This is a genomic window from Pseudomonas sp. TH08 (assembly GCF_016651275.1).
Classification (GTDB): domain Bacteria; phylum Pseudomonadota; class Gammaproteobacteria; order Pseudomonadales; family Pseudomonadaceae; genus Aquipseudomonas.
Genome location: NZ_JAEKEE010000001.1, coordinates 513,286 through 537,571, shown reverse-complemented (window position 1 = coordinate 537,571; position 24,286 = coordinate 513,286). Strand labels below are relative to the sequence as shown.

17 protein-coding genes, 6 tRNA genes, 3 rRNA genes and 1 pseudogene are annotated in these 24,286 nt (G+C 54.2%); 23 read left to right on the top strand and 4 right to left on the bottom strand.

All coding sequences use genetic code 11. From position 1 onward, the window contains the following. Positions 1–58 precede the first annotated feature (58 nt). Both JFT91_RS02595 and hemJ read right to left on the bottom strand, forming a co-directional pair. The gene (locus JFT91_RS02595; RefSeq protein WP_201228706.1) at positions 59–1,027 is read right to left on the bottom strand and encodes an NAD(P)H-dependent flavin oxidoreductase; all 969 of its coding nucleotides are present in this window, start codon (positions 1,025–1,027) and stop codon (positions 59–61) included. A 33-nt stretch (positions 1,028–1,060) separates the two neighbouring features. Then, positions 1,061–1,489, bottom strand: a complete 429-nt coding sequence (hemJ, locus tag JFT91_RS02590) for a protoporphyrinogen oxidase HemJ (protein ID WP_038363386.1) — start codon at positions 1,487–1,489, stop codon at positions 1,061–1,063. 135 nt (positions 1,490–1,624) lie between these two features. Between hemJ and argC the strand changes: the two genes are divergently transcribed. Both argC and erpA read left to right on the top strand, forming a co-directional pair. Continuing rightward, positions 1,625–2,659, top strand: coding sequence for an N-acetyl-gamma-glutamyl-phosphate reductase (argC, locus tag JFT91_RS02585; protein WP_095122659.1), 1,035 nt, complete (start codon positions 1,625–1,627; stop codon positions 2,657–2,659). Between the two features lie 167 nt (positions 2,660–2,826). After that, complete coding sequence (erpA, locus tag JFT91_RS02580) at positions 2,827–3,177, top strand: iron-sulfur cluster insertion protein ErpA (protein WP_007918905.1); 351 nt, start codon at positions 2,827–2,829, stop codon at positions 3,175–3,177. Between the two features lie 73 nt (positions 3,178–3,250). Here erpA and JFT91_RS02575 read toward each other — a convergent pair whose 3' ends face one another. Continuing rightward, entirely contained in the window at positions 3,251–4,342 is a 1,092-nt protein-coding gene (locus tag JFT91_RS02575; protein ID WP_201231479.1) for an anhydro-N-acetylmuramic acid kinase, read from the bottom strand. Between the two features lie 3 nt (positions 4,343–4,345). Beyond that, positions 4,346–5,764, bottom strand: coding sequence for a peptidoglycan DD-metalloendopeptidase family protein (locus JFT91_RS02570; RefSeq protein ID WP_201231478.1), 1,419 nt, complete (start codon positions 5,762–5,764; stop codon positions 4,346–4,348). Between the two features lie 212 nt (positions 5,765–5,976). Between JFT91_RS02570 and tyrS the strand changes: the two genes are divergently transcribed. The 21 genes and pseudogenes from tyrS (at position 5,977) to rpoB (ending at position 24,279) form a co-directional block, all read left to right on the top strand. Further along, complete coding sequence (gene tyrS / locus JFT91_RS02565) at positions 5,977–7,182, top strand: tyrosine--tRNA ligase (RefSeq protein WP_201228702.1); 1,206 nt, start codon at positions 5,977–5,979, stop codon at positions 7,180–7,182. A gap of 490 nt (positions 7,183–7,672) precedes the next feature. Beyond that, positions 7,673–9,209: ribosomal RNA gene (locus JFT91_RS02560) — 16S ribosomal RNA — on the top strand. Between the two features lie 123 nt (positions 9,210–9,332). Further along, positions 9,333–9,409, top strand: a tRNA-Ile gene (locus JFT91_RS02555). A gap of 10 nt (positions 9,410–9,419) precedes the next feature. Beyond that, positions 9,420–9,495: transfer RNA gene (locus tag JFT91_RS02550), tRNA-Ala, on the top strand. Positions 9,496–9,729: 234 nt separating this feature from the next. Beyond that, a 23S ribosomal RNA gene (locus tag JFT91_RS02545) occupies positions 9,730–12,622 on the top strand. 157 nt (positions 12,623–12,779) lie between these two features. Continuing rightward, positions 12,780–12,895 (top strand): 5S ribosomal RNA (rrf, locus tag JFT91_RS02540). The 16S, 23S and 5S rRNA genes sit together here with 2 tRNA genes alongside, the layout of an rRNA operon. Positions 12,896–13,027: 132 nt before the next feature. Beyond that, positions 13,028–13,981, top strand: coding sequence for a bifunctional biotin--[acetyl-CoA-carboxylase] ligase/biotin operon repressor BirA (gene birA, locus JFT91_RS02535; protein ID WP_201230600.1), 954 nt, complete (start codon positions 13,028–13,030; stop codon positions 13,979–13,981). Between the two features lie 282 nt (positions 13,982–14,263). Continuing rightward, a pseudogene (locus JFT91_RS02530) lies at positions 14,264–14,356 on the top strand (pantothenate kinase); the annotation flags it as partial. A 10-nt stretch (positions 14,357–14,366) separates the two neighbouring features. Then, positions 14,367–14,804: a hypothetical protein gene (locus JFT91_RS02525; RefSeq protein ID WP_201231477.1), complete on the top strand. Its 438-nt coding sequence runs from the start codon at positions 14,367–14,369 to the stop codon at positions 14,802–14,804. Positions 14,805–14,947: 143 nt separating this feature from the next. Then, positions 14,948–15,032: transfer RNA gene (locus tag JFT91_RS02520), tRNA-Tyr, on the top strand. A 25-nt stretch (positions 15,033–15,057) separates the two neighbouring features. Next, positions 15,058–15,131: transfer RNA gene (locus JFT91_RS02515), tRNA-Gly, on the top strand. 26 nt (positions 15,132–15,157) lie between these two features. Then, a tRNA-Thr gene (locus JFT91_RS02510) sits at positions 15,158–15,233 on the top strand. A gap of 84 nt (positions 15,234–15,317) precedes the next feature. Then, positions 15,318–16,511, top strand: a complete 1,194-nt coding sequence (tuf, locus tag JFT91_RS02505) for an elongation factor Tu (protein ID WP_053124324.1) — start codon at positions 15,318–15,320, stop codon at positions 16,509–16,511. 53 nt (positions 16,512–16,564) lie between these two features. Beyond that, a tRNA-Trp gene (locus tag JFT91_RS02500) sits at positions 16,565–16,640 on the top strand. Between the two features lie 45 nt (positions 16,641–16,685). Continuing rightward, a complete protein-coding gene (gene secE, locus JFT91_RS02495; protein ID WP_007916493.1) occupies positions 16,686–17,054 on the top strand; it encodes a preprotein translocase subunit SecE in 369 nt (122 codons plus the stop codon). 9 nt (positions 17,055–17,063) lie between these two features. Beyond that, positions 17,064–17,597, top strand: coding sequence for a transcription termination/antitermination protein NusG (gene nusG, locus JFT91_RS02490; RefSeq protein WP_007916492.1), 534 nt, complete (start codon positions 17,064–17,066; stop codon positions 17,595–17,597). Between the two features lie 117 nt (positions 17,598–17,714). After that, positions 17,715–18,146 (top strand): 50S ribosomal protein L11, encoded by a 432-nt coding sequence (gene rplK, locus JFT91_RS02485; RefSeq protein ID WP_003228756.1) that lies wholly within the window; start codon positions 17,715–17,717, stop codon positions 18,144–18,146. Next, positions 18,146–18,841, top strand: coding sequence for a 50S ribosomal protein L1 (rplA, locus tag JFT91_RS02480; RefSeq protein ID WP_201147658.1), 696 nt, complete (start codon positions 18,146–18,148; stop codon positions 18,839–18,841). Before rplK ends, rplA begins: the two co-directional genes overlap by 1 nt. A gap of 198 nt (positions 18,842–19,039) precedes the next feature. Continuing rightward, complete coding sequence (gene rplJ, locus JFT91_RS02475) at positions 19,040–19,540, top strand: 50S ribosomal protein L10 (RefSeq protein ID WP_201147657.1); 501 nt, start codon at positions 19,040–19,042, stop codon at positions 19,538–19,540. 78 nt (positions 19,541–19,618) lie between these two features. Then, on the top strand, positions 19,619–19,984 hold the full coding sequence (rplL, locus tag JFT91_RS02470; protein WP_201147656.1) for a 50S ribosomal protein L7/L12: 366 nt from the start codon (positions 19,619–19,621) through the stop codon (positions 19,982–19,984). 221 nt (positions 19,985–20,205) lie between these two features. Continuing rightward, positions 20,206–24,279: a DNA-directed RNA polymerase subunit beta gene (rpoB, locus tag JFT91_RS02465; protein ID WP_008081909.1), complete on the top strand. Its 4,074-nt coding sequence runs from the start codon at positions 20,206–20,208 to the stop codon at positions 24,277–24,279. The last annotated feature ends 7 nt before the right edge of the window (positions 24,280–24,286 follow it).

Genomic DNA, 24,286 nt, shown 5'->3' with positions numbered 1-24,286 from the left:
GTAGATTTCAAAAGTCATCAGTGTAAGGCCAGTCCACAAACGACTGGCCGGTTTTTTCTCAGCGCGGCCAGCGTTGCGGTAGCTGCGCGGCGCGCTCCTGGGCTCGACGATATTCGGCATCAAGGCGAGCGATCAGTTGATCCACGCTTGGCAAATCATCAATTTGGCCGACGCCCTGACCCGCCGACCACACGGTCTTCCAGGCTTTGGCTTCATCGCTGATCGGTTTGAGCTTGTCGCCGAAATTCACTTCGCCCTTGCCTTGCAATGCGGCCATGTCGAAACCCGCCGCTTCCAGGCTTTGTCGCATGAAACTGGCCGGCACTCCCGACACTGCAGGAGTATGAATGATGTCCGCTGCCTTGGCTGTCAGCAGCATCTCCTTGTAGGCGTCAGGCGCATGACTTTCGGTGGTGCCGATAAATCGCGTACCGAAGTAGGCCAAATCCGCACCCAGCAGTTGGGCGGCCAAAATCTCATGGCCATGGTTCAAGCATCCTGCAAGCAGCAGCGTCTTGTCGAAGAATTCACGGATTTCGGCGATCAGCGCAAATGGGCTCCAGGTGCCGGCATGGCCCCCCGCGCCGGCGGCGACCGCGATCAAACCATCGACACCCGCCTCAGCAGCCTTTTCGGCATGACGGCGGGTAGTGACATCATGAAAGACCAGGCCGCCATAGCTGTGCACTGCGTCGACCAGTTCCTTCACAGCGCCGAGACTTGTGATGACGATCGGTACTTTATGTTCGACGCAGATGTTCAGATCAGCCTGTAAGCGCGGGTTGCTGTTGTGAACGATCAGGTTCACCGCATATGGCGCAGGGTTCTCAAGTGTCGCCAGTCCCGCTTCGATCTGTTCCAGCCAGGCTTTGAACCCGCTGCTTTCACGCTGGTTCAATGCTGGAAAACTGCCTACCACGCCATTTCGGCAGCAGGCGAGTACCAGCTCAGGGTTGGAAATCAGGAACATCGGCGCTGCCACCACAGGCAGACGCAGACGTTGTTCGAGCAGAGCGGGCAGCGACATTGTGAATACCCCAAAGATCTGTACTTGTTGAAGTTAGAACGGCTTGACCACGACCAGAATTACGATAGCCAGCAATATCAGAACCGGCACTTCATTGAACCAGCGATAAAAGACATGGCTGCGGGTGTTTTCGCCACGGGCAAAACGTTTTACCTGCGCACCACACATATGGTGGTAACCGATCAACAGCACCACCAGAGTCAACTTGGCGTGTATCCAGCCGCCCATGCTGAAGATGCTCGGGTTCAGATAAATCAACCAGCCGCCGAAGATCAGCGTGGCAATCATTGCCGGGCCCATGATGCCGCGATACAGCTTGCGCTCCATGAGGCTGAAGCGTTCTTTGCTGATCGTGTCTTCACTTTGTGCGTGATAAACGAACAGTCGCGGCAAGTAGAACAGTCCGGCAAACCAGCACACGATGCTGACAATGTGAAAAGCTTTGATCCATAAATAGAGCATTTTTAGTTATTCCCAGGTTCACGGTAGCCGGGATAGTAGAGGCTTGAGCGTCCGCACGTCACCTTGACGGTTGTCGCAGGCGCGCGCGGCCCCTATTATCGACGGCTTTCCAGTGGGTTCGTTGAGGGCAGGTTTATGGTCAAGGTCGGTATCGTCGGCGGCACGGGTTACACCGGTGTCGAACTGCTGCGTCTGTTGGCACAGCATCCGCAAGCGGAAGTGGCTGTCATCACTTCGCGATCCGAGGCCGGTCTGGCCGTGGCTGACATGTACCCGAACCTGCGCGGTCACTATGACGGCCTGGCCTTCAGCGTGCCGGACATCAAGACCCTGGGCGCTTGCGATGTGGTGTTCTTCGCTACTCCGCACGGGGTCGCTCATGCGTTGGCGGGTGAGTTGTTGGCGGCGGGTACCAAAGTTATCGACCTGTCGGCCGACTTCCGTCTGCAAGACGCTGAAGAGTGGGCCAAGTGGTACGGTCAGCCTCACGGCGCACCGGAGTTGCTCGACGAAGCGGTTTATGGCTTGCCTGAAGTCAATCGCGAGCAGATCAAAAAAGCCCGTCTGATCGCAGTGCCGGGTTGCTACCCGACCGCTACGCAGTTGGGTTTCCTGCCGTTGCTTGAAGCAGGTCTGGCCGATGCCTCGCGTTTGATCGCCGACTGCAAATCCGGTGTCAGCGGTGCCGGTCGTGGCGCGGCTGTAGGTTCTCTGTACTCCGAAACGTCGGAAAGCATGAAGGCCTATGCGGTGAAAGGTCACCGTCATCTGCCGGAAATTCGTCAGGGGCTGCGTCGTGCGGCGGGCAAGGATGTCGGCCTGACTTTTGTCCCGCACCTGACTCCGATGATCCGTGGCATTCACTCGACGCTCTACGCGACCGTGGTTGATCGGTCGGTGGATCTGCAAGCACTGTTCGAAAAGCGTTATGCCAACGAGCCGTTCGTCGATGTAATGCCGGCGGGCAGCCATCCGGAAACCCGTAGCGTGCGCGGCGCCAACGTTTGCCGCATTGCGGTTCACCGTCCGCAGGATGGCGATCTGGTGGTGGTGTTGTCGGTAATCGATAACCTGGTCAAAGGCGCGTCGGGTCAGGCGGTGCAAAACATGAACATCCTGTTTGGCCTGGATGAACGTTTTGGTCTGTCTCACGCCGGTATGTTGCCGTAACACTTTAAGCCGCGTAGTGAAAAGGCCCGTAAACGGGCCTTTTTGCATTCTGAACAGTTGGTCGGGTTTATTGATATACCGTAACAATAGTTGACCGATTTTCTAGGACAAGCGGATAATGCGCGTCATCACGCATTATGGCGGCGTAACGCCGGGAGATAGTCAGCATGAGCGTCGAATCCTTCACCCCCACGGCTTTGCAATTCACCCAAGGTGCTGCGCACAAGGTGAAGAGCCTGGTCGATGAAGAGGGGAATGATCGCTTGAAGCTGCGCGTATTCGTTACGGGCGGCGGTTGTTCAGGGTTTCAGTACGGTTTCACCTTCGATGAAGATGTGGCCGATGACGACACCATCGTCGAGCGCGAAGGCGTGAGTCTGGTGGTCGACCCAATGAGCTTTCAGTACTTGGCCGGTGCCGAAGTGGACTACCAGGAAGGTCTGGAAGGTTCGCGCTTCGTGATCAAGAATCCGAACGCCACCACGACTTGTGGTTGTGGTTCTTCGTTCTCGATCTGATCGCGTTTCGCTTCAGATAACACAACGCCGCAGAGCCTTACAGTTCTGCGGCGTTTTGTTGTGTGCGATTTAATCAGGCTGGATAGATGGCGCCAAGTACCCGAAGGCCGCGGGCGCCGGTGACGCTTGGGCGGTTGGCGGCAATGCCTTCGAGGCAGCAATGGGCCAACCAGGCGAAAGCCATGGCTTCGACCCAGTCCGGGTCAACGCCGTGGGTCGCGGTAGTGGCTACTTTCGTATTCGGCAGCAATTCAGCCAGGCGTTTCATCAGCGTGGCGTTATGTGCGCCGCCGCCGCAGACCAACAGTTCCTGAGTAGCGGCTTGAGCGCTCAGCAGCGACTCGACGATGGTCAACGCTGTCAGCTCAAGCAGCGTGGCCTGGACGTTTTCCGCAGCCAGGGTTGGCAGGCTTGAAAGGTGTCGTTCCAGCCAAGGCAGGTTGAACACTTCGCGACCTGTGCTTTTCGGGCCTTTGGTGACGAAGAACGGGTCGCTCAGCAATGCTTTCAGCAGGGTTGGCTCGACCGTGCCGGTGGCTGCCCACTGTCCGCTGCGGTCATAGTTTTCGCCACGTTGCTGATGAATCCAGGCATCCATCAGAACATTCCCCGGGCCGCAATCGAAACCGGCTACAGGCCTGGTCGGCTCAATCAGACTGAGATTGCTGAATCCGCCTACATTCAAGACCGCTTGGTTGCCGGTACGCTCTTCGAACAAAGCTTCGTGGAAGGCAGGTACCAAAGGCGCCCCTTGACCACCGGCGGCCACATCGCGACTGCGGAAGTCGCTGACCACGGTAATGCCGGTCAGCTCTGTCAGTAGGGCAGGGTTGCCGATCTGCACGGTAAAGCCGCGCGCTGGCTCGTGGCGAATGGTCTGGCCATGGCTGCCGATTGCGCGGATCGCTTCAGGTTTGAGGTGTTGCTGATCGAGCAGGGCATGAATGCCCTGCGCGGCGAGTTTCACCCAATTCTGTTGGGCGATCGCCGAGCGGGCGATTTCATCAGGGCCGCTGGCGCACAAGCCAAGCAGCTCGGCGCGCAGGGATTCAGGCATGGGAATGTAGTGCGTGGCGATCAGCTTGATCGCCGAGGTCTGTTCGATCAGGGCAATGTCCAGACCGTCGAGGCTGGTGCCGGACATCACGCCGATATACAAGGCCATGGCTTAACGCTTGCTCGAAGCCAGCATCGTGGCCTTCTCTTGATCCATGCGTGCCATCAATGGCTGGCTCTGCGCGAGGAATCGGGCACGTTCGGCTTTGGCGATCGGATCGGCCATTGGCAGCTTCTGACCCAGTGGATCAACGTGAACGCCGTTGACCTGGAATTCATAGTGCAAATGCGGGCCGGTGGACAGGCCGGTGGTGCCGATGTAGCCGATCACCTGACCCTGTTTGACGGTGCCGCCGGTTTTCACGCCTTTGGCGAAGCCTTGCATGTGGCCGTACAGCGTCCGGTAAGTGTTGCCGTGCTGGATGATCACGGTGTTGCCGTAGCCGCCGCGACGTCCGGCGAGTAGCACTTTACCGTCACCGGCAGCCTTGATCGGCGTGCCACGCGGCGCTGCGTAGTCGACGCCTTTGTGGGCGCGGATCTTGTTGAGGATCGGGTGTTTGCGGCCCATGGAGAATTTCGAGCTGATGCGGGCGAAGTCCACCGGAGTGCGGATGAACGCCTTGCGCATGCTGTTGCCATCGGCTGTGTAATAGCTGCTGTTGCCTTGCTTGTTGGTGTAACGCACGGCGGTGTAGGTCTTGCCACGGTTAGTGAAGCGGGCGGACATTATCGGGCCATTGCCGACAGCCTTGCCGTTGACCACTTTTTGCTCGTAGATCACGTCGAATTCGTCGCCCTGGCGTATGTCCTGAGCAAAGTCGACGTCGTAGCCGAAGACGCTGGCCATGTCCATGGTCAGGCTGTGGGACAGGCCTGCGCGGGCGGCGGACTGCGACAACGAGCTGTTGATTACACCGTGTACATAGGCGGTGCGAACGGTCGGCTTGGCGGTAATACGGTTGAACGCATAACCCTTGGCATTCTTGGTCAGGGTAATGGTTTCGACGTCGCTGACCTTGCTGTGCAGGCTGGTCAGTTGGCCTTCCGGGTTCAATTCGAATTCGAGCTTCTGCCCGTGTTTGAGTTGGCTGAACTGTTTGGCTTGTTTGTCGCTGGCGAGTACTTCATGTACGGCCGCTGCCGGGAGACCGACCTTCTCGAACAAGGTCGACAGAGTATCGCCCTTTGAAACGACTACTTCACGATGCCCTGGCGCTTTCGGCTTTTCGGCAACTGCCGCCGGCGCAGCTTCAGCGGTTTGCGGCGCATCTTCGTCACTGTTTTCAATTTGAGCAAACGGAGAGGCTACTGGCTCATTTGTGGCTTGAGTGGCTTCAGCAGCGTCTTGATCTTGTGTCAGTTGTTCAGCAGGACTTTCCAGTTCAAGGCTCAGGGTCGTCTTTTTGGCTTCAACATCACTGGAAGGGAATACCAGGAGTGCCAGGCTGAGAAGTGCGGCGATTCCACTTGCGGCGAGCAGGTGGGTCTTCGGGTAAAGCGGCGGCGCTTTAGACGGTTCTGTGGTCATAAGTAATTTTGACTTTGAAATATGATGAATTGGAAAAGATGAATGACATGATGAAGATGAAATAACTGTATAAAATATAACCAAATCATCTCTGAAGCAAGTCTACAGACACCGCGTCTGTGGATTGGTGTCCGTGCGCCGGGCAAAACTTGTAATTGGTGCACGATCTTGTATGGTTGGTTCCCTTTGAATCTGAGCCTTGCGGGTCTGTTATGAAGTCGGTTGAAGAACAGCTAGCGCTGATTAAACGTGGTGCGGAAGAACTATTGGTCGAGTCCGAGCTGATCGAGAAGCTCAAGCGCGGCCAACCGCTGCGTATCAAGGCTGGTTTCGATCCGACCGCTCCGGATCTGCACTTGGGTCATACGGTGCTTATTAATAAGCTGCGCCAGTTCCAGGAACTGGGGCATCAGGTGATCTTCCTTATAGGTGACTTCACCGGGATGATCGGTGATCCGAGTGGCAAAAGTGCTACGCGTCCTCCGCTGACGCGCGAACAGGTTCTGGAAAACGCTGAGACTTACAAGACTCAGGTATTCAAGATTCTCGATCCGGCGAAAACCGAAGTTGCGTTCAACTCCACCTGGATGGATCAGATGGGGCCGGCGGACTTCATTCGTCTGACTTCGCAGTACACCGTTGCTCGCATGCTCGAGCGTGATGACTTCGACAAGCGTTACACCACCAATCAGCCAATCGCCATTCACGAGTTTCTTTATCCGCTGGTTCAGGGTTACGACTCGGTTGCTCTGCGTGCGGATGTCGAGTTGGGCGGTACCGATCAGAAATTCAACCTGCTGATGGGGCGTGAGCTGCAGCGTGGTTATGGTCAGGAAGCTCAGTGCATTCTGACCATGCCGTTGCTTGAAGGTCTGGATGGCGTGAAGAAGATGTCCAAGTCGTTGGGCAACTACGTCGGCATCCAGGAGGCGCCGGGTGTCATGTACAGCAAGCTGGTTTCGATTCCGGATGCACTGATGTGGCGTTACTTCGAGCTCCTCAGCTTCCGTTCGATGGATGAGATCAACGCGTTGCGTGCTGAAGTAGAGGCAGGCGCCAATCCGCGTGATGTCAAAATCAAGCTGGCGGAGGAGATCGTTGCGCGTTTCCATGGTGAGGAGGCTGCGGCCAATGCTCACCGCGCTGCGGGCAATCGTATGAAGGATGGCGAGCTGCCGGATGATCTGCCGGAGATCGAACTGGTTTCGGCTGAAGATATGCCCATTGCAGCTGTCCTTAATAAGGCAGGTCTGGTGAAGAACTCGGCAGCGGCACGAGACCTGTTGGCATCTGGCGGTGTGCGCGTTGATGGTGAGGTGGTTGATCGCTCCTTTATATATGCAGTAGGCGCGACGCACGTGTGCCAGGCCGGTAAGAAGGCTTTTGCGCGTATCACGCTGAAATCTGAGACAAATTGAAAATAGGGGTTGACGGCGAATTTTAGAAGTCTATAATTCGCCCCACTTCCGGCGCAGTCGAAACGGAAAACTCCTTGAGATTCAATGAGTTATGTAGGTTTCGGCGGTAGGTTGCTTCAGTTCATCGAAGCCAAAAGGAAGTTGAAAAAGAGGTGTTGACAGCAGCGTGTAACGCTGTAGAATTCGCCTCCCGCTGACGAGAGATCGGAAGCGCAAGTGGTTGAAGTTGTTGAAGAATTCTTCGAAAACTTCTGAAAATAATCACTTGACAGCAAATGAGGCTGCTGTAGAATGCGCGCCTCGGTTGAGACGAAAGATCTTAACCAACCGCTCTTTAACAACTGAATCAAGCAATTCGTGTGGGTGCTTGTGGAGTCAGACTGATAGTCAACAAGATTATCAGCATCACAAGTTACTCCGCGAGAAATCAAAGATGTAACCAACGATTGCTGAGCCAAGTTTAGGGTTTCTTAAAAACCCAAAGATGTTTGAACTGAAGAGTTTGATCATGGCTCAGATTGAACGCTGGCGGCAGGCCTAACACATGCAAGTCGAGCGGATGAGAGGAGCTTGCTCCTGGATTCAGCGGCGGACGGGTGAGTAATGCCTAGGAATCTGCCTGGTAGTGGGGGACAACGTTTCGAAAGGAACGCTAATACCGCATACGTCCTACGGGAGAAAGCAGGGGACCTTCGGGCCTTGCGCTATCAGATGAGCCTAGGTCGGATTAGCTAGTTGGTGAGGTAATGGCTCACCAAGGCGACGATCCGTAACTGGTCTGAGAGGATGATCAGTCACACTGGAACTGAGACACGGTCCAGACTCCTACGGGAGGCAGCAGTGGGGAATATTGGACAATGGGCGAAAGCCTGATCCAGCCATGCCGCGTGTGTGAAGAAGGTCTTCGGATTGTAAAGCACTTTAAGTTGGGAGGAAGGGCAGTAACTTAATACGTTGCTGTTTTGACGTTACCGACAGAATAAGCACCGGCTAACTCTGTGCCAGCAGCCGCGGTAATACAGAGGGTGCAAGCGTTAATCGGAATTACTGGGCGTAAAGCGCGCGTAGGTGGTTTGTTAAGTTGGATGTGAAATCCCCGGGCTCAACCTGGGAACTGCATTCAAAACTGACAAGCTAGAGTATGGTAGAGGGTGGTGGAATTTCCTGTGTAGCGGTGAAATGCGTAGATATAGGAAGGAACACCAGTGGCGAAGGCGACCACCTGGACTGATACTGACACTGAGGTGCGAAAGCGTGGGGAGCAAACAGGATTAGATACCCTGGTAGTCCACGCCGTAAACGATGTCAACTAGCCGTTGGGAGCCTTGAGCTCTTAGTGGCGCAGCTAACGCATTAAGTTGACCGCCTGGGGAGTACGGCCGCAAGGTTAAAACTCAAATGAATTGACGGGGGCCCGCACAAGCGGTGGAGCATGTGGTTTAATTCGAAGCAACGCGAAGAACCTTACCAGGCCTTGACATCCAATGAACTTTCCAGAGATGGATTGGTGCCTTCGGGAACATTGAGACAGGTGCTGCATGGCTGTCGTCAGCTCGTGTCGTGAGATGTTGGGTTAAGTCCCGTAACGAGCGCAACCCTTGTCCTTAGTTACCAGCACGTAATGGTGGGCACTCTAAGGAGACTGCCGGTGACAAACCGGAGGAAGGTGGGGATGACGTCAAGTCATCATGGCCCTTACGGCCTGGGCTACACACGTGCTACAATGGTCGGTACAAAGGGTTGCCAAGCCGCGAGGTGGAGCTAATCCCATAAAACCGATCGTAGTCCGGATCGCAGTCTGCAACTCGACTGCGTGAAGTCGGAATCGCTAGTAATCGTGAATCAGAATGTCACGGTGAATACGTTCCCGGGCCTTGTACACACCGCCCGTCACACCATGGGAGTGGGTTGCACCAGAAGTAGCTAGTCTAACCTTCGGGAGGACGGTTACCACGGTGTGATTCATGACTGGGGTGAAGTCGTAACAAGGTAGCCGTAGGGGAACCTGCGGCTGGATCACCTCCTTAATCGACGACATCAGCTGCTCCATAAGTTCCCACACGAATTGCTTGATTCATTGAAGAAGACGATAGAAGCAGCTTTAAGCTCCAAGCTGATAGCTCCAAGCTAACAGTTACGCGCTCGAAATTGGGTCTGTAGCTCAGTTGGTTAGAGCGCACCCCTGATAAGGGTGAGGTCGGCAGTTCGAATCTGCCCAGACCCACCAATTTTGTTATGGGGCCATAGCTCAGCTGGGAGAGCGCCTGCCTTGCACGCAGGAGGTCAACGGTTCGATCCCGTTTGGCTCCACCATATAACTGCTTCTGAAAGCTTAGAAATGAGTATTCCATTGAGAATATTGATTTCTAGTCTTTTGATTAGATCGTTCTTTAAAAATTTGGGTATGTGATAGAAAGATAGACTGAACGTTACTTTCACTGGTAACGGATCAGGCTAAGGTAAAATTTGTGAGTTCTCTTAATTGAGAAATTCGAATTTTCGGCGAATGTCGTCTTCACAGTATAACCAGATTGCTTGGGGTTATATGGTCAAGTGAAGAAGCGCATACGGTGGATGCCTTGGCAGTCAGAGGCGATGAAAGACGTGGTAGCCTGCGAAAAGCTTCGGGGAGTCGGCAAACAGACTTTGATCCGGAGATGTCTGAATGGGGGAACCCAGCCATCATAAGATGGTTATCTTGTACTGAATACATAGGTGCAAGAGGCGAACCAGGGGAACTGAAACATCTAAGTACCCTGAGGAAAAGAAATCAACCGAGATTCCCTTAGTAGTGGCGAGCGAACGGGGACTAGCCCTTAAGTGGCTTTGAGATTAGCGGAACGCTCTGGAAAGTGCGGCCATAGTGGGTGATAGCCCTGTACGCGAAAATCTCTTATCAATGAAATCGAGTAGGACGGAGCACGAGAAACTTTGTCTGAATATGGGGGGACCATCCTCCAAGGCTAAATACTACTGACTGACCGATAGTGAACTAGTACCGTGAGGGAAAGGCGAAAAGAACCCCGGAGAGGGGAGTGAAATAGATCCTGAAACCGTATGCGTACAAGCAGTGGGAGCAGACTTGTTCTGTGACTGCGTACCTTTTGTATAATGGGTCAGCGACTTATTTTCAGTGGCGAGCTTAACCGAATAGGGGAGGCGTAGCGAAAGCGAGTCTTAATAGGGCGTCTAGTCGCTGGGAATAGACCCGAAACCGGGCGATCTATCCATGGGCAGGTTGAAGGTTGGGTAACACTAACTGGAGGACCGAACCGACTACCGTTGAAAAGTTAGCGGATGACCTGTGGATCGGAGTGAAAGGCTAATCAAGCTCGGAGATAGCTGGTTCTCCTCGAAAGCTATTTAGGTAGCGCCTCATGTATCACTGTAGGGGGTAGAGCACTGTTTCGGCTAGGGGGTCATCCCGACTTACCAAACCGATGCAAACTCCGAATACCTACAAGTGCCGAGCATGGGAGACACACGGCGGGTGCTAACGTCCGTCGTGAAAAGGGAAACAACCCAGACCGTCAGCTAAGGTCCCAAAGTTATGGTTAAGTGGGAAACGATGTGGGAAGGCTTAGACAGCTAGGAGGTTGGCTTAGAAGCAGCCACCCTTTAAAGAAAGCGTAATAGCTCACTAGTCGAGTCGGCCTGCGCGGAAGATGTAACGGGGCTCAAACCATACACCGAAGCTACGGGTATCACCTTCGGGTGATGCGGTAGAGGAGCGTTCTGTAAGCCTGTGAAGGTGAGTTGAGAAGCTTGCTGGAGGTATCAGAAGTGCGAATGCTGACATGAGTAACGACAATGGGTGTGAAAAACACCCACGCCGAAAGACCAAGGTTTCCTGCGCAACGTTAATCGACGCAGGGTTAGTCGGTCCCTAAGGCGAGGCTGAAAAGCGTAGTCGATGGAAAACAGGTTAATATTCCTGTACTTCTGGTTATTGCGATGGAGGGACGGAGAAGGCTAGGCCAGCTTGGCGTTGGTTGTCCAAGTTTAAGGTGGTAGGCTGAGATCTTAGGTAAATCCGGGATCTTAAGGCCGAGAGCTGATGACGAGTTATCTTTTAGATGACGAAGTGGTTGATGCCATGCTTCCAAGAAAAGCTTCTAAGCTTCAGGTAACCAGGAACCGTACCCCAAACCGACACAGGTGGTTGGGTAGAGAATACCAAGGCGCTTGAGAGAACTCGGGTGAAGGAACTAGGCAAAATGGCACCGTAACTTCGGGAGAAGGTGCGCCGGTGAGGGTGAAGGACTTGCTCCGTAAGCTCATGCCGGTCGAAGATACCAGGCCGCTGCGACTGTTTATTAAAAACACAGCACTCTGCAAACACGAAAGTGGACGTATAGGGTGTGACGCCTGCCCGGTGCCGGAAGGTTAATTGATGGGGTTAGCTAACGCGAAGCTCTTGATCGAAGCCCCGGTAAACGGCGGCCGTAACTATAACGGTCCTAAGGTAGCGAAATTCCTTGTCGGGTAAGTTCCGACCTGCACGAATGGCGTAACGATGGCGGCGCTGTCTCCACCCGAGACTCAGTGAAATTGAAATCGCTGTGAAGATGCAGTGTATCCGCGGCTAGACGGAAAGACCCCGTGAACCTTTACTATAGCTTTGCACTGGACTTTGAATTTGCTTGTGTAGGATAGGTGGGAGGCTTTGAAGCGTGGACGCCAGTTCGCGTGGAGCCATCCTTGAAATACCACCCTGGCAACTTTGAGGTTCTAACTCAGGTCCGTTATCCGGATCGAGGACAGTGTATGGTGGGTAGTTTGACTGGGGCGGTCTCCTCCTAAAGAGTAACGGAGGAGTACGAAGGTGCGCTCAGACCGGTCGGAAATCGGTCGTAGAGTATAAAGGCAAAAGCGCGCTTGACTGCGAGACAGACACGTCGAGCAGGTACGAAAGTAGGTCTTAGTGATCCGGTGGTTCTGTATGGAAGGGCCATCGCTCAACGGATAAAAGGTACTCCGGGGATAACAGGCTGATACCGCCCAAGAGTTCATATCGACGGCGGTGTTTGGCACCTCGATGTCGGCTCATCACATCCTGGGGCTGAAGCCGGTCCCAAGGGTATGGCTGTTCGCCATTTAAAGTGGTACGCGAGCTGGGTTTAGAACGTCGTGAGACAGTTCGGTCCCTATCTGCCGTGGACGTTTGAGATTTGAGAGGGGCTGCTCCTAGTACGAGAGGACCGGAGTGGACGAACCTCTGGTGTTCCGGTTGTCACGCCAGTGGCATTGCCGGGTAGCTATGTTCGGAAAAGATAACCGCTGAAAGCATCTAAGCGGGAAACTTGCCTCAAGATGAGATCTCACTGGAACCTTGAGTTCCCTGAAGGGCCGTCGAAGACTACGACGTTGATAGGTTGGGTGTGTAAGCGCTGTGAGGCGTTGAGCTAACCAATACTAATTGCCCGTGAGGCTTGACCATATAACACCCAAGCAATTTGAGTACTCGAAAGAGCATCAGATTGCGGTGTGTGAAGACGAAACGAACCGAAAGTTTGATGTTCACAAAACACCGAAAACTATCCCATACCCAATTTGCTGAAGCGAGGCCATCTGGCCACGATTCGGTACCCGAATTTCTTGACGACCATAGAGCGTTGGAACCACCTGATCCCATCCCGAACTCAGCAGTGAAACGATGCATCGCCGATGGTAGTGTGGGGTTTCCCCATGTGAGAGTAGGTCATCGTCAAGATTAAATTCCGAAACCCCAATTGCGAAAGCAGTTGGGGTTTTGTTTTGCCCGCAGGAAATGTGCTCGCTTGATTCCTATGCAGCGAGCCGGGGCATGGATATTATTCGGGCCTCATTACGAGGCTAGATCTGCATGCTGACGTTGTTGAATCTTCTGAAGGATGGGCGCTTCCATTCTGGTCAGGCCCTGGGCGTAGCGCTCGGAATTAGTCGAAGTGCGGTATGGAAGCAGCTTCAGCACCTTGAGTCTGAGCTTGGGCTATCCATTCATAAGGTTCGAGGGCGTGGCTACCAGTTAGCGGCGCCATTGGTGTTGCTCGATCCTAGTAAAATGGCGGAAATGCTGTCGGAGTGGCCTGTTGCCGTTTTCGACACTATTGATTCAACAAATGCTGAGGCTCTGCGTGCAATCGGTCGCGGACAGTCGGCGCCATTTTTAGTCGTTGCTGAGCGGCAGACGTCCGGTCGCGGACGCAGGGGGCGAAAGTGGGTCAGTCCATTTGCCGAAAATCTTTATTACAGTCTTGTCCTGCGTATTGATGGTGGGATGCGCCAGCTCGAAGGGTTGAGTCTGGTCGTTGGGTTGGCCGTGATGCGGGCCCTGCGAAAATCTGGCGTTGATGGTGCGGGATTGAAGTGGCCTAACGATGTTCTTGTCGGTGACAAGAAAATTGCCGGCATTTTACTGGAGCTCGTCGGGGATCCTGCAGACGTTTGCCATGTGGTGTTAGGCATTGGCATCAACGTAAACATGCAGGTCGCAGAAGAAGTAGATCAAAAGTGGACGTCAATACGCCTGGAGTCAGGGAGGGCATGCGATCGTAATGTGCTTGTGGCTGACTTGAGTGAGCAATTACAGACTTATATAGAGCGTCACCAGGCTGGTGGTTTTTCGGTTCTGAAAGCGGAGTGGGAAGAGAATCATTTGTGGCATGGCCGATCGGTCTCATTGATCGCTGGCGTCAATCAAATAGATGGCGTGGTGCTGGGTATTGATAATCAAGGTGCCCTGCGGTTGGCAGTCGGTGGTGCTGAAAAGACTTTTAGTGGCGGTGAGCTCAGCCTGAGGCTGCGAGACGACTCCTGAGCTCGACTGCGGCTATCACTTTATAAAGTAGCGAGTCTTGAGTATTGACCCTCAGGGTAAGGGCTCTGACGAGCTAGCGCGTGCGGGGCTGTAGGGCTCAATAGAGTGTTATCAGGCAAGTGTCGCTTGGTTGGTGTTTATGCTGCCGAGGGGCTGATGGGCTGGTTTAAATGCTTGGGCGAGAAGTTCGCGTGCCGATCAGTTGTGTGATGTCTGTGCGTGAGTTATCCGATCTCAGAAGTGATTATGAAGATTACGTGCATTTGGGCCTTGTCGTAGGCTGGCGATACTGAATTGGTTGTTGATGTCGTGCCAGAGGCCTGGGTCGTGCCAGACTTGGTGTTGGTAGGTTTGGCCATGGCGTGTCCTTTATCTCGAGGTATGTATGCGTTGGTTGTTCCTATTGCTCGTTGTTCTCAATGTTTTTTACTACGTCTGGCATCAGCAGGAAGCGCCTTTGCGAGCAAAGGATGTAACTCCTCTCAGTTTGTATAAAGGCTCGCAGCAGGATATCCGTCTGCTCAGCGAGACCGTAGATGCTTCTCGGGGAAGATCAGAGCAGCAGAGGTCTGAGGAGCGGTGCCTTTATATAGGGGGATTTGCTCGTCAGGAGTTGGTTGTAGCGCTGAGTCGGCGTTTGGAGGAGATGGATATCAAGGCCCAAGCATCGCCTAATAGCGTTCCAGGATCAGGATTTTGGCTACGCGTTGCTCCTGAAAGCCAGCGTTTGCTGGGGGATGTGCAATTGCAGAACCTTTCCAAGGAATTCAATGAGTTAAAACATAAAATAATGCTGTGCGAGGGGGTTGCACCTGTCGAATAGTTTGCATAGAATGGCGCCCGCTCCACAGCGAAGACCTGAAGAGGTTCTAGCAGTAGGGTGTTGTCAATGCAGCTAACCTCAGGTTTTTAAATGAGAAAATGCTTGACAGGGGTTTGGCATAGTATAGAATGCCGGCCTGATTAGGAGGGGTTCCCGAGCGGCCAAAGGGATCAGACTGTAAATCTGACGTCTACGACTTCGAAGGTTCGAATCCTTCTCCCTCCACCAGATTTAAGCGTGAGCTGCAGGCTCCGCGGGTATAGTTTAGTGGTAGAACCTCAGCCTTCCAAGCTGATGATGCGGGTTCGATTCCCGCTACCCGCTCCAAGTTTGCAGGTTGTGCAAAGTGTTTTGCTCTTGTAGCTCAGTTGGTAGAGCACACCCTTGGTAAGGGTGAGGTCAGCGGTTCAAATCCGCTCAAGAGCTCCATATAACAAGGCAGATATGAAAATATCTGCCTTTGTTTTAATGGCTTGTATCGTTTGCTTAATTCTTCTGTTAAGGGTGATATCGATGGCTAAGGAAAAATTTGATCGTTCCCTGCCGCACGTCAACGTTGGGACCATTGGTCACGTTGACCACGGTAAAACCACTTTGACTGCTGCTCTGACTCGCGTTTGCTCCGAAGTTTTCGGTTCGGCAATCGTTGACTTCGACAAGATCGACAGCGCCCCGGAAGAAAAAGCACGCGGTATCACCATCAACACCGCTCACGTTGAGTACAACTCGAAGATCCGTCACTACGCTCACGTTGACTGCCCAGGTCACGCTGACTATGTGAAGAACATGATCACCGGTGCTGCTCAAATGGACGGCGCTATTCTGGTTTGCTCGGCCGCTGATGGTCCGATGCCACAAACCCGTGAGCACATCCTGCTGTCCCGCCAGGTAGGCGTTCCGTACATCGTGGTTTTCCTGAACAAGGCTGACCTGGTAGACGACGCTGAGCTGCTGGAACTGGTTGAGATGGAGGTTCGCGACCTGCTGTCCACCTACGACTTCCCGGGCGATGACACTCCAATCATCATCGGTTCGGCTCGTATGGCGCTGGAAGGCAAAGACGACAACGAGATGGGCACCACTGCCGTCAAGAAACTGGTTGAGACTCTGGACAGCTACATCCCAGAACCAGTACGTGTTACCGACAAGCCATTCCTGATGCCAATCGAAGACGTATTCTCGATCTCGGGTCGCGGTACTGTTGTGACTGGTCGTATCGAGCGCGGTATCGTTCGCGTTCAAGATCCGCTGGAAATCGTTGGTCTGCGTGACACCACCGTTACTACTTGCACCGGTGTTGAAATGTTCCGCAAGCTGCTCGACGAAGGTCGTGCGGGCGAGAACTGCGGCGTTCTGCTGCGTGGCACCAAGCGTGACGACGTTGAGCGTGGTCAGGTACTGGTTAAGCCGGGTTCGGTCAAGCCGCACACCAAGTTCACAGCAGAGGTTTACGTTCTGAGCAAGGAAGAAGGCGGTCGTCACACTCCGTTCTTCAAAGGTTATCGTCCACAGTTCTACTTCCGTACAACTGATGTGACTGGTAACTGCGAGCTGCCAGAAGGCGTTGAAATGGTAATGCCAGGTGACAACATTCAGATGACTGTTACCCTGATCAAAACCATCGCGATGGAAGATGGTCTGCGTTTCGCTATCCGTGAAGGCGGTCGTACCGTCGGCGCTGGTGTCGTAGCCAAAATCATCGAGTAAGTGGTTGTAATGTATTTTTCGGGCCGGCATAATGGTCGGCCTGATTTTGTTTTAGGTCAGTAGCTCAATTGGCAGAGCGACGGTCTCCAAAACCGTAGGTTGGGGGTTCGATTCCCTCCTGACCTGCCAGATTCACTTGGTGTGTCTGGCTTTCTTTTCACAGGATCTTCATAGATGACTCCTAAGGCTGAAGCTCAAGGCTCTCGCTTCGATCTGCTCAAGTGGCTTGTAGTTGTCGCTTTGGTGGTTGTTGGCGTTGTTGGCAATCAGTATTATTCTGCTTCGCCGATCCTGTACCGTGTACTCGCTTTGCTTGTCATCGCTGCTGTAGCTGCCTTTGTAGGCCTGCAGACTGCGAAGGGCAAGTCTTTCTTTGTACTGGTTAAGGAAGCTCGCACCGAGATTCGTAAAGTCGTGTGGCCAACTCGTCAAGAAACCACGCAGACCACCCTTATTGTGGTGGCTGTTGTCCTGGTTATGGCGTTGCTGTTGTGGGGGCTTGATTCCCTGCTCGGTTGGCTTGTTTCCTTGATTGTCGGCTAAGGGTGTCCCGTGGCTAAGCGTTGGTATGTTGTGCATGCTTACTCGGGTTACGAGAAGCATGTGATGCGCTCGCTGGTCGAGCGCGTAAAGCTGGCTGGCATGGAAGATGGCTTTGGCGAAATTCTGGTTCCCACTGAAGAAGTGGTTGAAATGCGTAATGGCCAGAAGCGCAAAAGCGAACGTAAGTTCTTTCCAGGCTATGTGCTGGTTCAGATGGATATGAATGAGGGTACTTGGCACTTGGTCAAGGATACTCCTCGGGTGATGGGTTTTATCGGCGGTACTGCTGATAAGCCTGCGCCAATCACCGATAAAGAGGCAGAAGCGATTCTGCGTCGTGTTGCTGATGGTAGTGACAAGCCGAAGCCGAAGACTCTCTTCGAGCCAGGTGAAACGGTGCGAGTCAATGACGGTCCATTCGCTGATTTCAATGGCGTTGTTGAAGAAGTTAACTACGAAAAGAGCCGGATCCAAGTGGCAGTGCTCATTTTCGGTCGCTCTACTCCGGTAGAGTTGGAGTTCAGTCAGGTCGAAAAGGTCTAGCTGAAAAAGCATCCCAACCCCGCAGCCATAGGCTGTGGGGTTTTGTCGTCACTGGGATAAACGCGCAAGTAACCGGGGAGCCTTTCGAGGCGTTTGAACCCGTAATTGGAGTGCCTCATGGCCAAGAAGATTACCGCTTACATCAAGCTGCAAGTGAAGGCCGCTCAGGCTAACCCAAGCCCACCTGTTGGTCCTGCACTGGGTCAGCACGGCGTGAACATCATGGAATTCTGCAAGGCTTTCAACGCCCGTACTCAGGGTCTGGAAGCTGGTCTGCCGACTCCAGTGATCATCACTGTCTACAGCGACCGTAGCTTTACTTTCGAAACAAAATCCACCCCTGCTTCGGTTCTGCTGAAGAAAGCGGCTGGTCTGACCAGCGGTTCCGCTCGTCCGAACACCGTTAAGGTTGGCACTGTTACCCGTGCTCAGCTGGAAGAAATCGCGAAAACCAAAAACGCGGATCTGACTGCAGCTGATATGGATGCAGCCGTGCGTACTATCGCCGGTTCTGCTCGTAGCATGGGCCTTAACGTGGAGGGTGTGTAATGGCTAAGCTGACCAAGCGTCAAAAGGCTATCGCCGGCAAAATCGAAGCAGGCAAGGCCTACAACTTTGTAGATGCCGCCGCTCTGCTGGCTGAGCTGTCGACTGTCAAGTTCAGCGAGTCGTTCGACATTGCTGTAAACCTGGGTGTTGACCCGCGTAAATCTGACCAGGTTGTTCGTAGCGCTACTGTGCTGCCACACGGCACTGGCAAGACCGTTCGCGTTGCTGTGTTCACCCAAGGTCCTGCTGCTGAGGCCGCTCTGGCTGCCGGCGCTGACCGTGTAGGTATGGATGACCTGGCTGCCGAAATGAAAGGCGGCGACCTGAACTATGACGTAGTGATCGCATCCCCGGATGCAATGCGCGTTGTAGGTCAATTGGGTCAGATCCTCGGTCCACGTGGTCTGATGCCTAACCCTAAGGTTGGTACTGTAACTCCAGACGTAGCTACTGCGGTTAAGAACGCTAAAGCTGGTCAGGTTCGTTATCGCACCGACAAAAACGGCATTATTCACACCTCCGTTGGCAAGATGGGCTTCGACGCCGTCAAGCTGAAGGAAAACGTTGAAGCCCTGATCGCTGATCTGAAGCGTATCAAGCCAGCTTCCTCGAAAGGTATCTACGTCAAGCGCGTTACCCTGAGCACCACTATGGGCCCAGGTCTGGTCATCGACCAGAGCTCGCTGGACGCGTAAGACAAAAATTGGCGCGAATATTCGCGCTAATTGAAAGATTGGGGTCCCTGCCTGGCGGGGGCTATCCAAGACCGTAGGCGGCGCAAGTCTTAAACCATCAGCCTACGCAGATGGTGCTCCCGGTTCCTTACCGAATCAGACACCAAAACGACATTCGGTTTCGATCGAATGAAACGGTAACAAGCAGGAGTTAAACCCGTGGCAATTAATCTCGAAGACAAGAAGGCCATCGTCGCTGAAGTCAACGAGGCTGCCAAAGTCGCTCTGTCCGCTGTCGTGGTTGATGCACGTGGCGTAACAGTAGGCGCAATGACCGGACTCCGTAAAGAGGCTCGTGAAGCTGGCGTTTACGTACGTGTTGTACGTAACACCCTGCTCAAGCGCGCTGTTGCTGACACTGAATACAGTGTTCTCAACGACGTGTTCACCGGCCCGACCTTGATCGCATTCTCCAACGAACATCCGGGCGCTGCTGCTCGCCTGTTCAAAGAGTTCGCTAAAGGTCAGGAAAAGTTCGAGATCAAGGCAGCTGCGTTCGAGGGCAAGTTCCTCGCAGCTAATCAGATCGACGTTCTGGCAAGCCTGCCGACCCGTGACGAAGCAATTTCCCAGCTGATGAGCGTGATTCAAGGCGCTACCAGCAAATTGGCTCGTACTCTGGCGGCTCTTCGCGACCAGAAAGAAGCTGCTGCAGCCTGAGGCTGAGCGTTTCCTCTCTCGCGTATTTTTGTTTATTTCGATGGCCTGCAGGCTATCCCCCAATTCAGGAAATAAGTCATGTCTCTGACTAACGAACAAATCATCGACGCAATCGGCGAAAAATCGGTTCTGGAAATCGTTGAGCTGATCAAGGCAATGGAAGAGAAGTTCGGCGTATCCGCTGCCGCTGCTTCTGCTGGTCCAGCTGCTGCTGCCGCTGTTGTTGAAGAGCAAACCGAGTTCAACGTTGTTCTGCTGGAAGCTGGCGAGAAGAAGGTTAACGTGATCAAGGCAGTTCGTGAACTGACTGGTCTGGGCCTGAAAGAAGCCAAAGAGAAAGTAGACACCGCTCCTCAGGTTGTAGCTGAAGGCGTTTCGAAAGAAGCTGCTGAAGACGCCAAGAAGAAGCTGGAAGAAGCAGGCGCTAAAGTCGAGCTGAAGTAAGCATCGACTTTGCTCCTCCAGCCCGAGCGTCAAGCGACAGGCTGATGGCTGGTGGCTCTTGCCACCGGCCTTTTTCCGTTATTGGCAGCCGACTGGGTCGGTGCTGATAAAGGCGCTGTAACCACCCGATGCGGTGGCGCAAACCATGGGGTTTGCACGATTTTCTGGCTGCTCCCGTCGGGAGGGGCCAAACAAGCAGGTGACCAAGCTGGGGAACGCTGATGGCTTACTCATATACTGAGAAAAAACGTATCCGCAAGGACTTTAGCAAGTTGCCGGACGTCATGGATGTGCCTTACCTCCTGGCCATCCAGCTGGATTCGTATCGTGAATTCTTGCAAGCGGGAGCGACTAAAGATCAGTTCCGCGACGTGGGCCTGCATGCGGCCTTCAAATCCGTTTTCCCGATCATCAGCTACTCCGGCAATGCTGCGCTGGAGTACGTCGGTTATCGCCTGGGCGAACCGGCATTTGATGTCAAAGAATGCGTATTGCGCGGTGTGACTTTCGCCGTACCTTTGCGGGTAAAAGTGCGCCTGATCATTTTCGACAAAGAATCGTCGAACAAAGCGATCAAGGACATCAAAGAGCAAGAAGTCTACATGGGTGAAATTCCCCTGATGACTGAGAACGGTACCTTCGTAATCAACGGTACCGAGCGTGTAATCGTTTCCCAGCTGCACCGTTCCCCGGGCGTGTTCTTTGACCACGACCGCGGCAAGACGCATAGCTCCGGCAAACTGCTGTACTCCGCGCGCATCATTCCTTACCGCGGTTCGTGGTTGGACTTCGAGTTCGACCCGAAAGACTGCGTGTTCGTGCGTATCGACCGTCGTCGCAAGCTGCCGGCATCGGTACTGCTGCGTGCGCTCGGCTATACCACTGAAGAAGTGCTCGACGCTTTCTACACCACCAACGTTTTCCATCTGAGCGGCGAAACCCTCAGCCTGGAACTGATTGCTTCGCGTCTGCGTGGTGAAATTGCGGTTCTGGATATTCAGGACGAGAAGGGCAAGGTTATCGTTGAAGCGGGCCGCCGTATTACTGCGCGCCACATCAACCAGATCGAAAAAGCCGGCATCAAGACCCTGGAAGTGCCTCTGGACTACGTCCTCGGTCGCACTACCGCCAAGGTCATCGTGCACCCGGCTACTGGCGAAATCCTGGCAGAGTGCAACACCGAGCTGAACACCGAAGTCCTGGCGAAAATTGCCAAGTCCGGCGTTGTTCGCATCGAAACTCTGTACACCAACGACATCGACTGCGGTCCGTTCGTCTCCGACACATTGAAGATCGACTCCACCAGCAACCAATTGGAAGCGCTGGTCGAGATCTATCGCATGATGCGTCCAGGCGAGCCGCCAACCAAAGACGCTGCCGAAACTCTTTTCAACAACCTGTTCTTCAGCCCTGAGCGCTATGACCTGTCTGCGGTCGGCCGGATGAAGTTCAACCGTCGTATCGGTCGCACCGAGATCGAAGGTTCGGGCGTGTTGTGCAAGGAAGACATCGTCGCGGTACTGAAGACTCTGGTCGACATCCGTAACGGTAAAGGCATCGTCGATGACATCGACCACCTGGGTAACCGTCGTGTTCGCTGCGTAGGCGAAATGGCCGAGAACCAGTTCCGCGTTGGCCTGGTACGTGTTGAGCGTGCGGTCAAAGAGCGTCTGTCGATGGCTGAAAGCGAAGGCCTGATGCCGCAAGACCTGATCAACGCCAAGCCAGTGGCTGCGGCGGTGAAAGAGTTCTTCGGTTCCAGCCAGCTCTCGCAGTTCATGGACCAGAACAACCCGCTGTCCGAGATTACCCACAAGCGTCGTGTCTCTGCACTCGGCCCTGGCGGTCTGACTCGTGAGCGCGCAGGCTTTGAAGTCCGTGACGTACACCCGACTCACTACGGCCGTGTATGCCCGATTGAAACGCCGGAAGGTCCGAACATCGGTCTGATCAACTCCCTGGCTGCGTACGCTCGCACCAACCAGTACGGCTTCCTCGAAAGCCCGTACCGTGTGGTGAAAGAGGGTGTGGTCACCGACGAGATCGTGTTCCTGTCTGCCATTGAAGAAGCCGACCACGTGATCGCGCAGGCTTCGGCGACCATGAACGACCAGAAAGTCCTGATCGACGAACTGGTAGCCGTACGTCACCTGAACGAATTCACCGTCAAGGCGCCTGAAGAAGTCACCTTGATGGACGTTTCGCCGAAGCAGGTAGTTTCGGTTGCAGCGTCGCTGATCCCGTTCCTCGAGCACGACGACGCCAACCGTGCGTTGATGGGTTCGAACATGCAGCGTCAAGCTGTACCAACCCTGCGCGCTGACAAGCCGCTGGTAGGTACCGGCATGGAGCGTAACGTAGCCCGTGACTCCGGCGTTTGCGTCGTGGCTCGTCGTGGCGGCGTGATCGATTCCGTCGACGCCAGCCGTATCGTGGTTCGTGTTGCTGATGACGAAGTTGAAACCGGCGAAGCTGGTGTCGACATCTACAACCTGACCAAATACACCCGCTCGAACCAGAACACCTGCATCAACCAGCGTCCGCTGGTGCGTAAGGGTGATCGCGTTCAGCGTAGCGACATCATGGCCGACGGCCCGTCCACCGACATGGGTGAGCTGGCGCTGGGTCAGAACATGCGCATCGCGTTCATGGCATGGAACGGCTTCAACTTCGAAGACTCCATCTGCCTGTCCGAGCGTGTTGTTCAGGAAGACCGTTTCACCACGATCCACATTCAGGAACTGACCTGTGTGGCTCGTGACACCAAGCTTGGCCCAGAGGAAATCACTGCGGACATCCCTAACGTGGGTGAAGCTGCACTGAACAAGCTGGACGAAGCCGGTATCGTTTACGTAGGTGCTGAAGTAGGCGCAGGCGACATCCTGGTGGGTAAGGTCACTCCGAAAGGCGAGACCCAGCTGACTCCGGAAGAAAAACTGCTGCGTGCAATCTTCGGTGAAAAAGCCAGCGACGTTAAAGACACTTCCCTGCGTGTACCTACCGGTACCAAAGGTACTGTCATCGACGTACAGGTCTTCACCCGCGACGGCGTTGAGCGTGATGCTCGTGCACTGTCGATCGAGAAGACTCAGCTCGACGAGATCCGCAAGGATCTGAACGAAGAGTTCCGTATCGTTGAAGGCGCGACTTTCGAACGTCTGCGTTCCGCTCTGGTAGGCCACAAGGCTGAAGGCGGCGCAGGTCTGAAGAAAGGTCAGGACATCACCGACGAAGTACTCGACGGTCTTGAGCATGGTCAGTGGTTCAAACTGCGCATGGCTGAAGATGCTCTGAACGAGCAGCTCGAGAAGGCTCAGGCCTACATCGTTGATCGCCGCCGTCTGCTGGACGACAAGTTCGAAGACAAGAAGCGCAAACTGCAGCAAGGCGATGACCTGGCTCCAGGTGTGCTGAAAATCGTCAAGGTTTACCTGGCTATCCGTCGTCGCATCCAGCCGGGCGACAAGATGGCCGGTCGTCACGGTAACAAAGGTGTGGTCTCCGTGATCATGCCGGTTGAAGACATGCCGCACGATGCCAATGGCACCCCGGTCGACGTCGTCCTCAACCCGCTGGGCGTACCTTCGCGTATGAACGTTGGTCAGATCCTTGAAACCCACCTGGGCCTCGCGGCCAAAGGTCTGGGCGAGAAGATCAACCGGATGATCGAAGAGCAGCGTAAAGTCGCTGAACTGCGTACCTTCCTGGACGAGATCTACAACCAGATCGGCGGTCGTAACGAAGATCTGGACAGCTTCTCCGATCAGGAAATCCTGGATCTGGCGAAGAACCTGCGTGGCGGTGTTCCAATGGCCACTCCAGTGTTCGACGGCGCCAAGGAAAGCGAAATCAAGGCCATGCTGAAACTGGCTGACCTGCCAGAAAGCGGCCAGATGCAGCTGACCGACGGCCGTACCGGCAACAAGTTCGAGCGTCCAGTTACCGTTGGCTACATGTACATGCTGAAGCTGAACCACTTGGTAGACGACAAAATGCACGCGCGTTCTACCGGTTCGTACAGCCTGGTTACCCAGCAGCCGCTGGGTGGTAAGGCACAGTTCGGTGGTCAGCGTTTCGGGGAGATGGAGGTCTGGGCACTGGAAGCATACGGTGCTGCTTACACTCTGCAAGAAATGCTCACAGTGAAGTCGGACGATGTGAACGGCCGTACCAAGATGTACAAAAACATCGTGGATGGCGATCACCGTATGGAGCCGGGCATGCCCGAGTCCTTCAACGTGTTGATCAAGGAAATTCGTTCCCTCGGCATCGATATCGATCTGGAAACCGAATAACACGTGA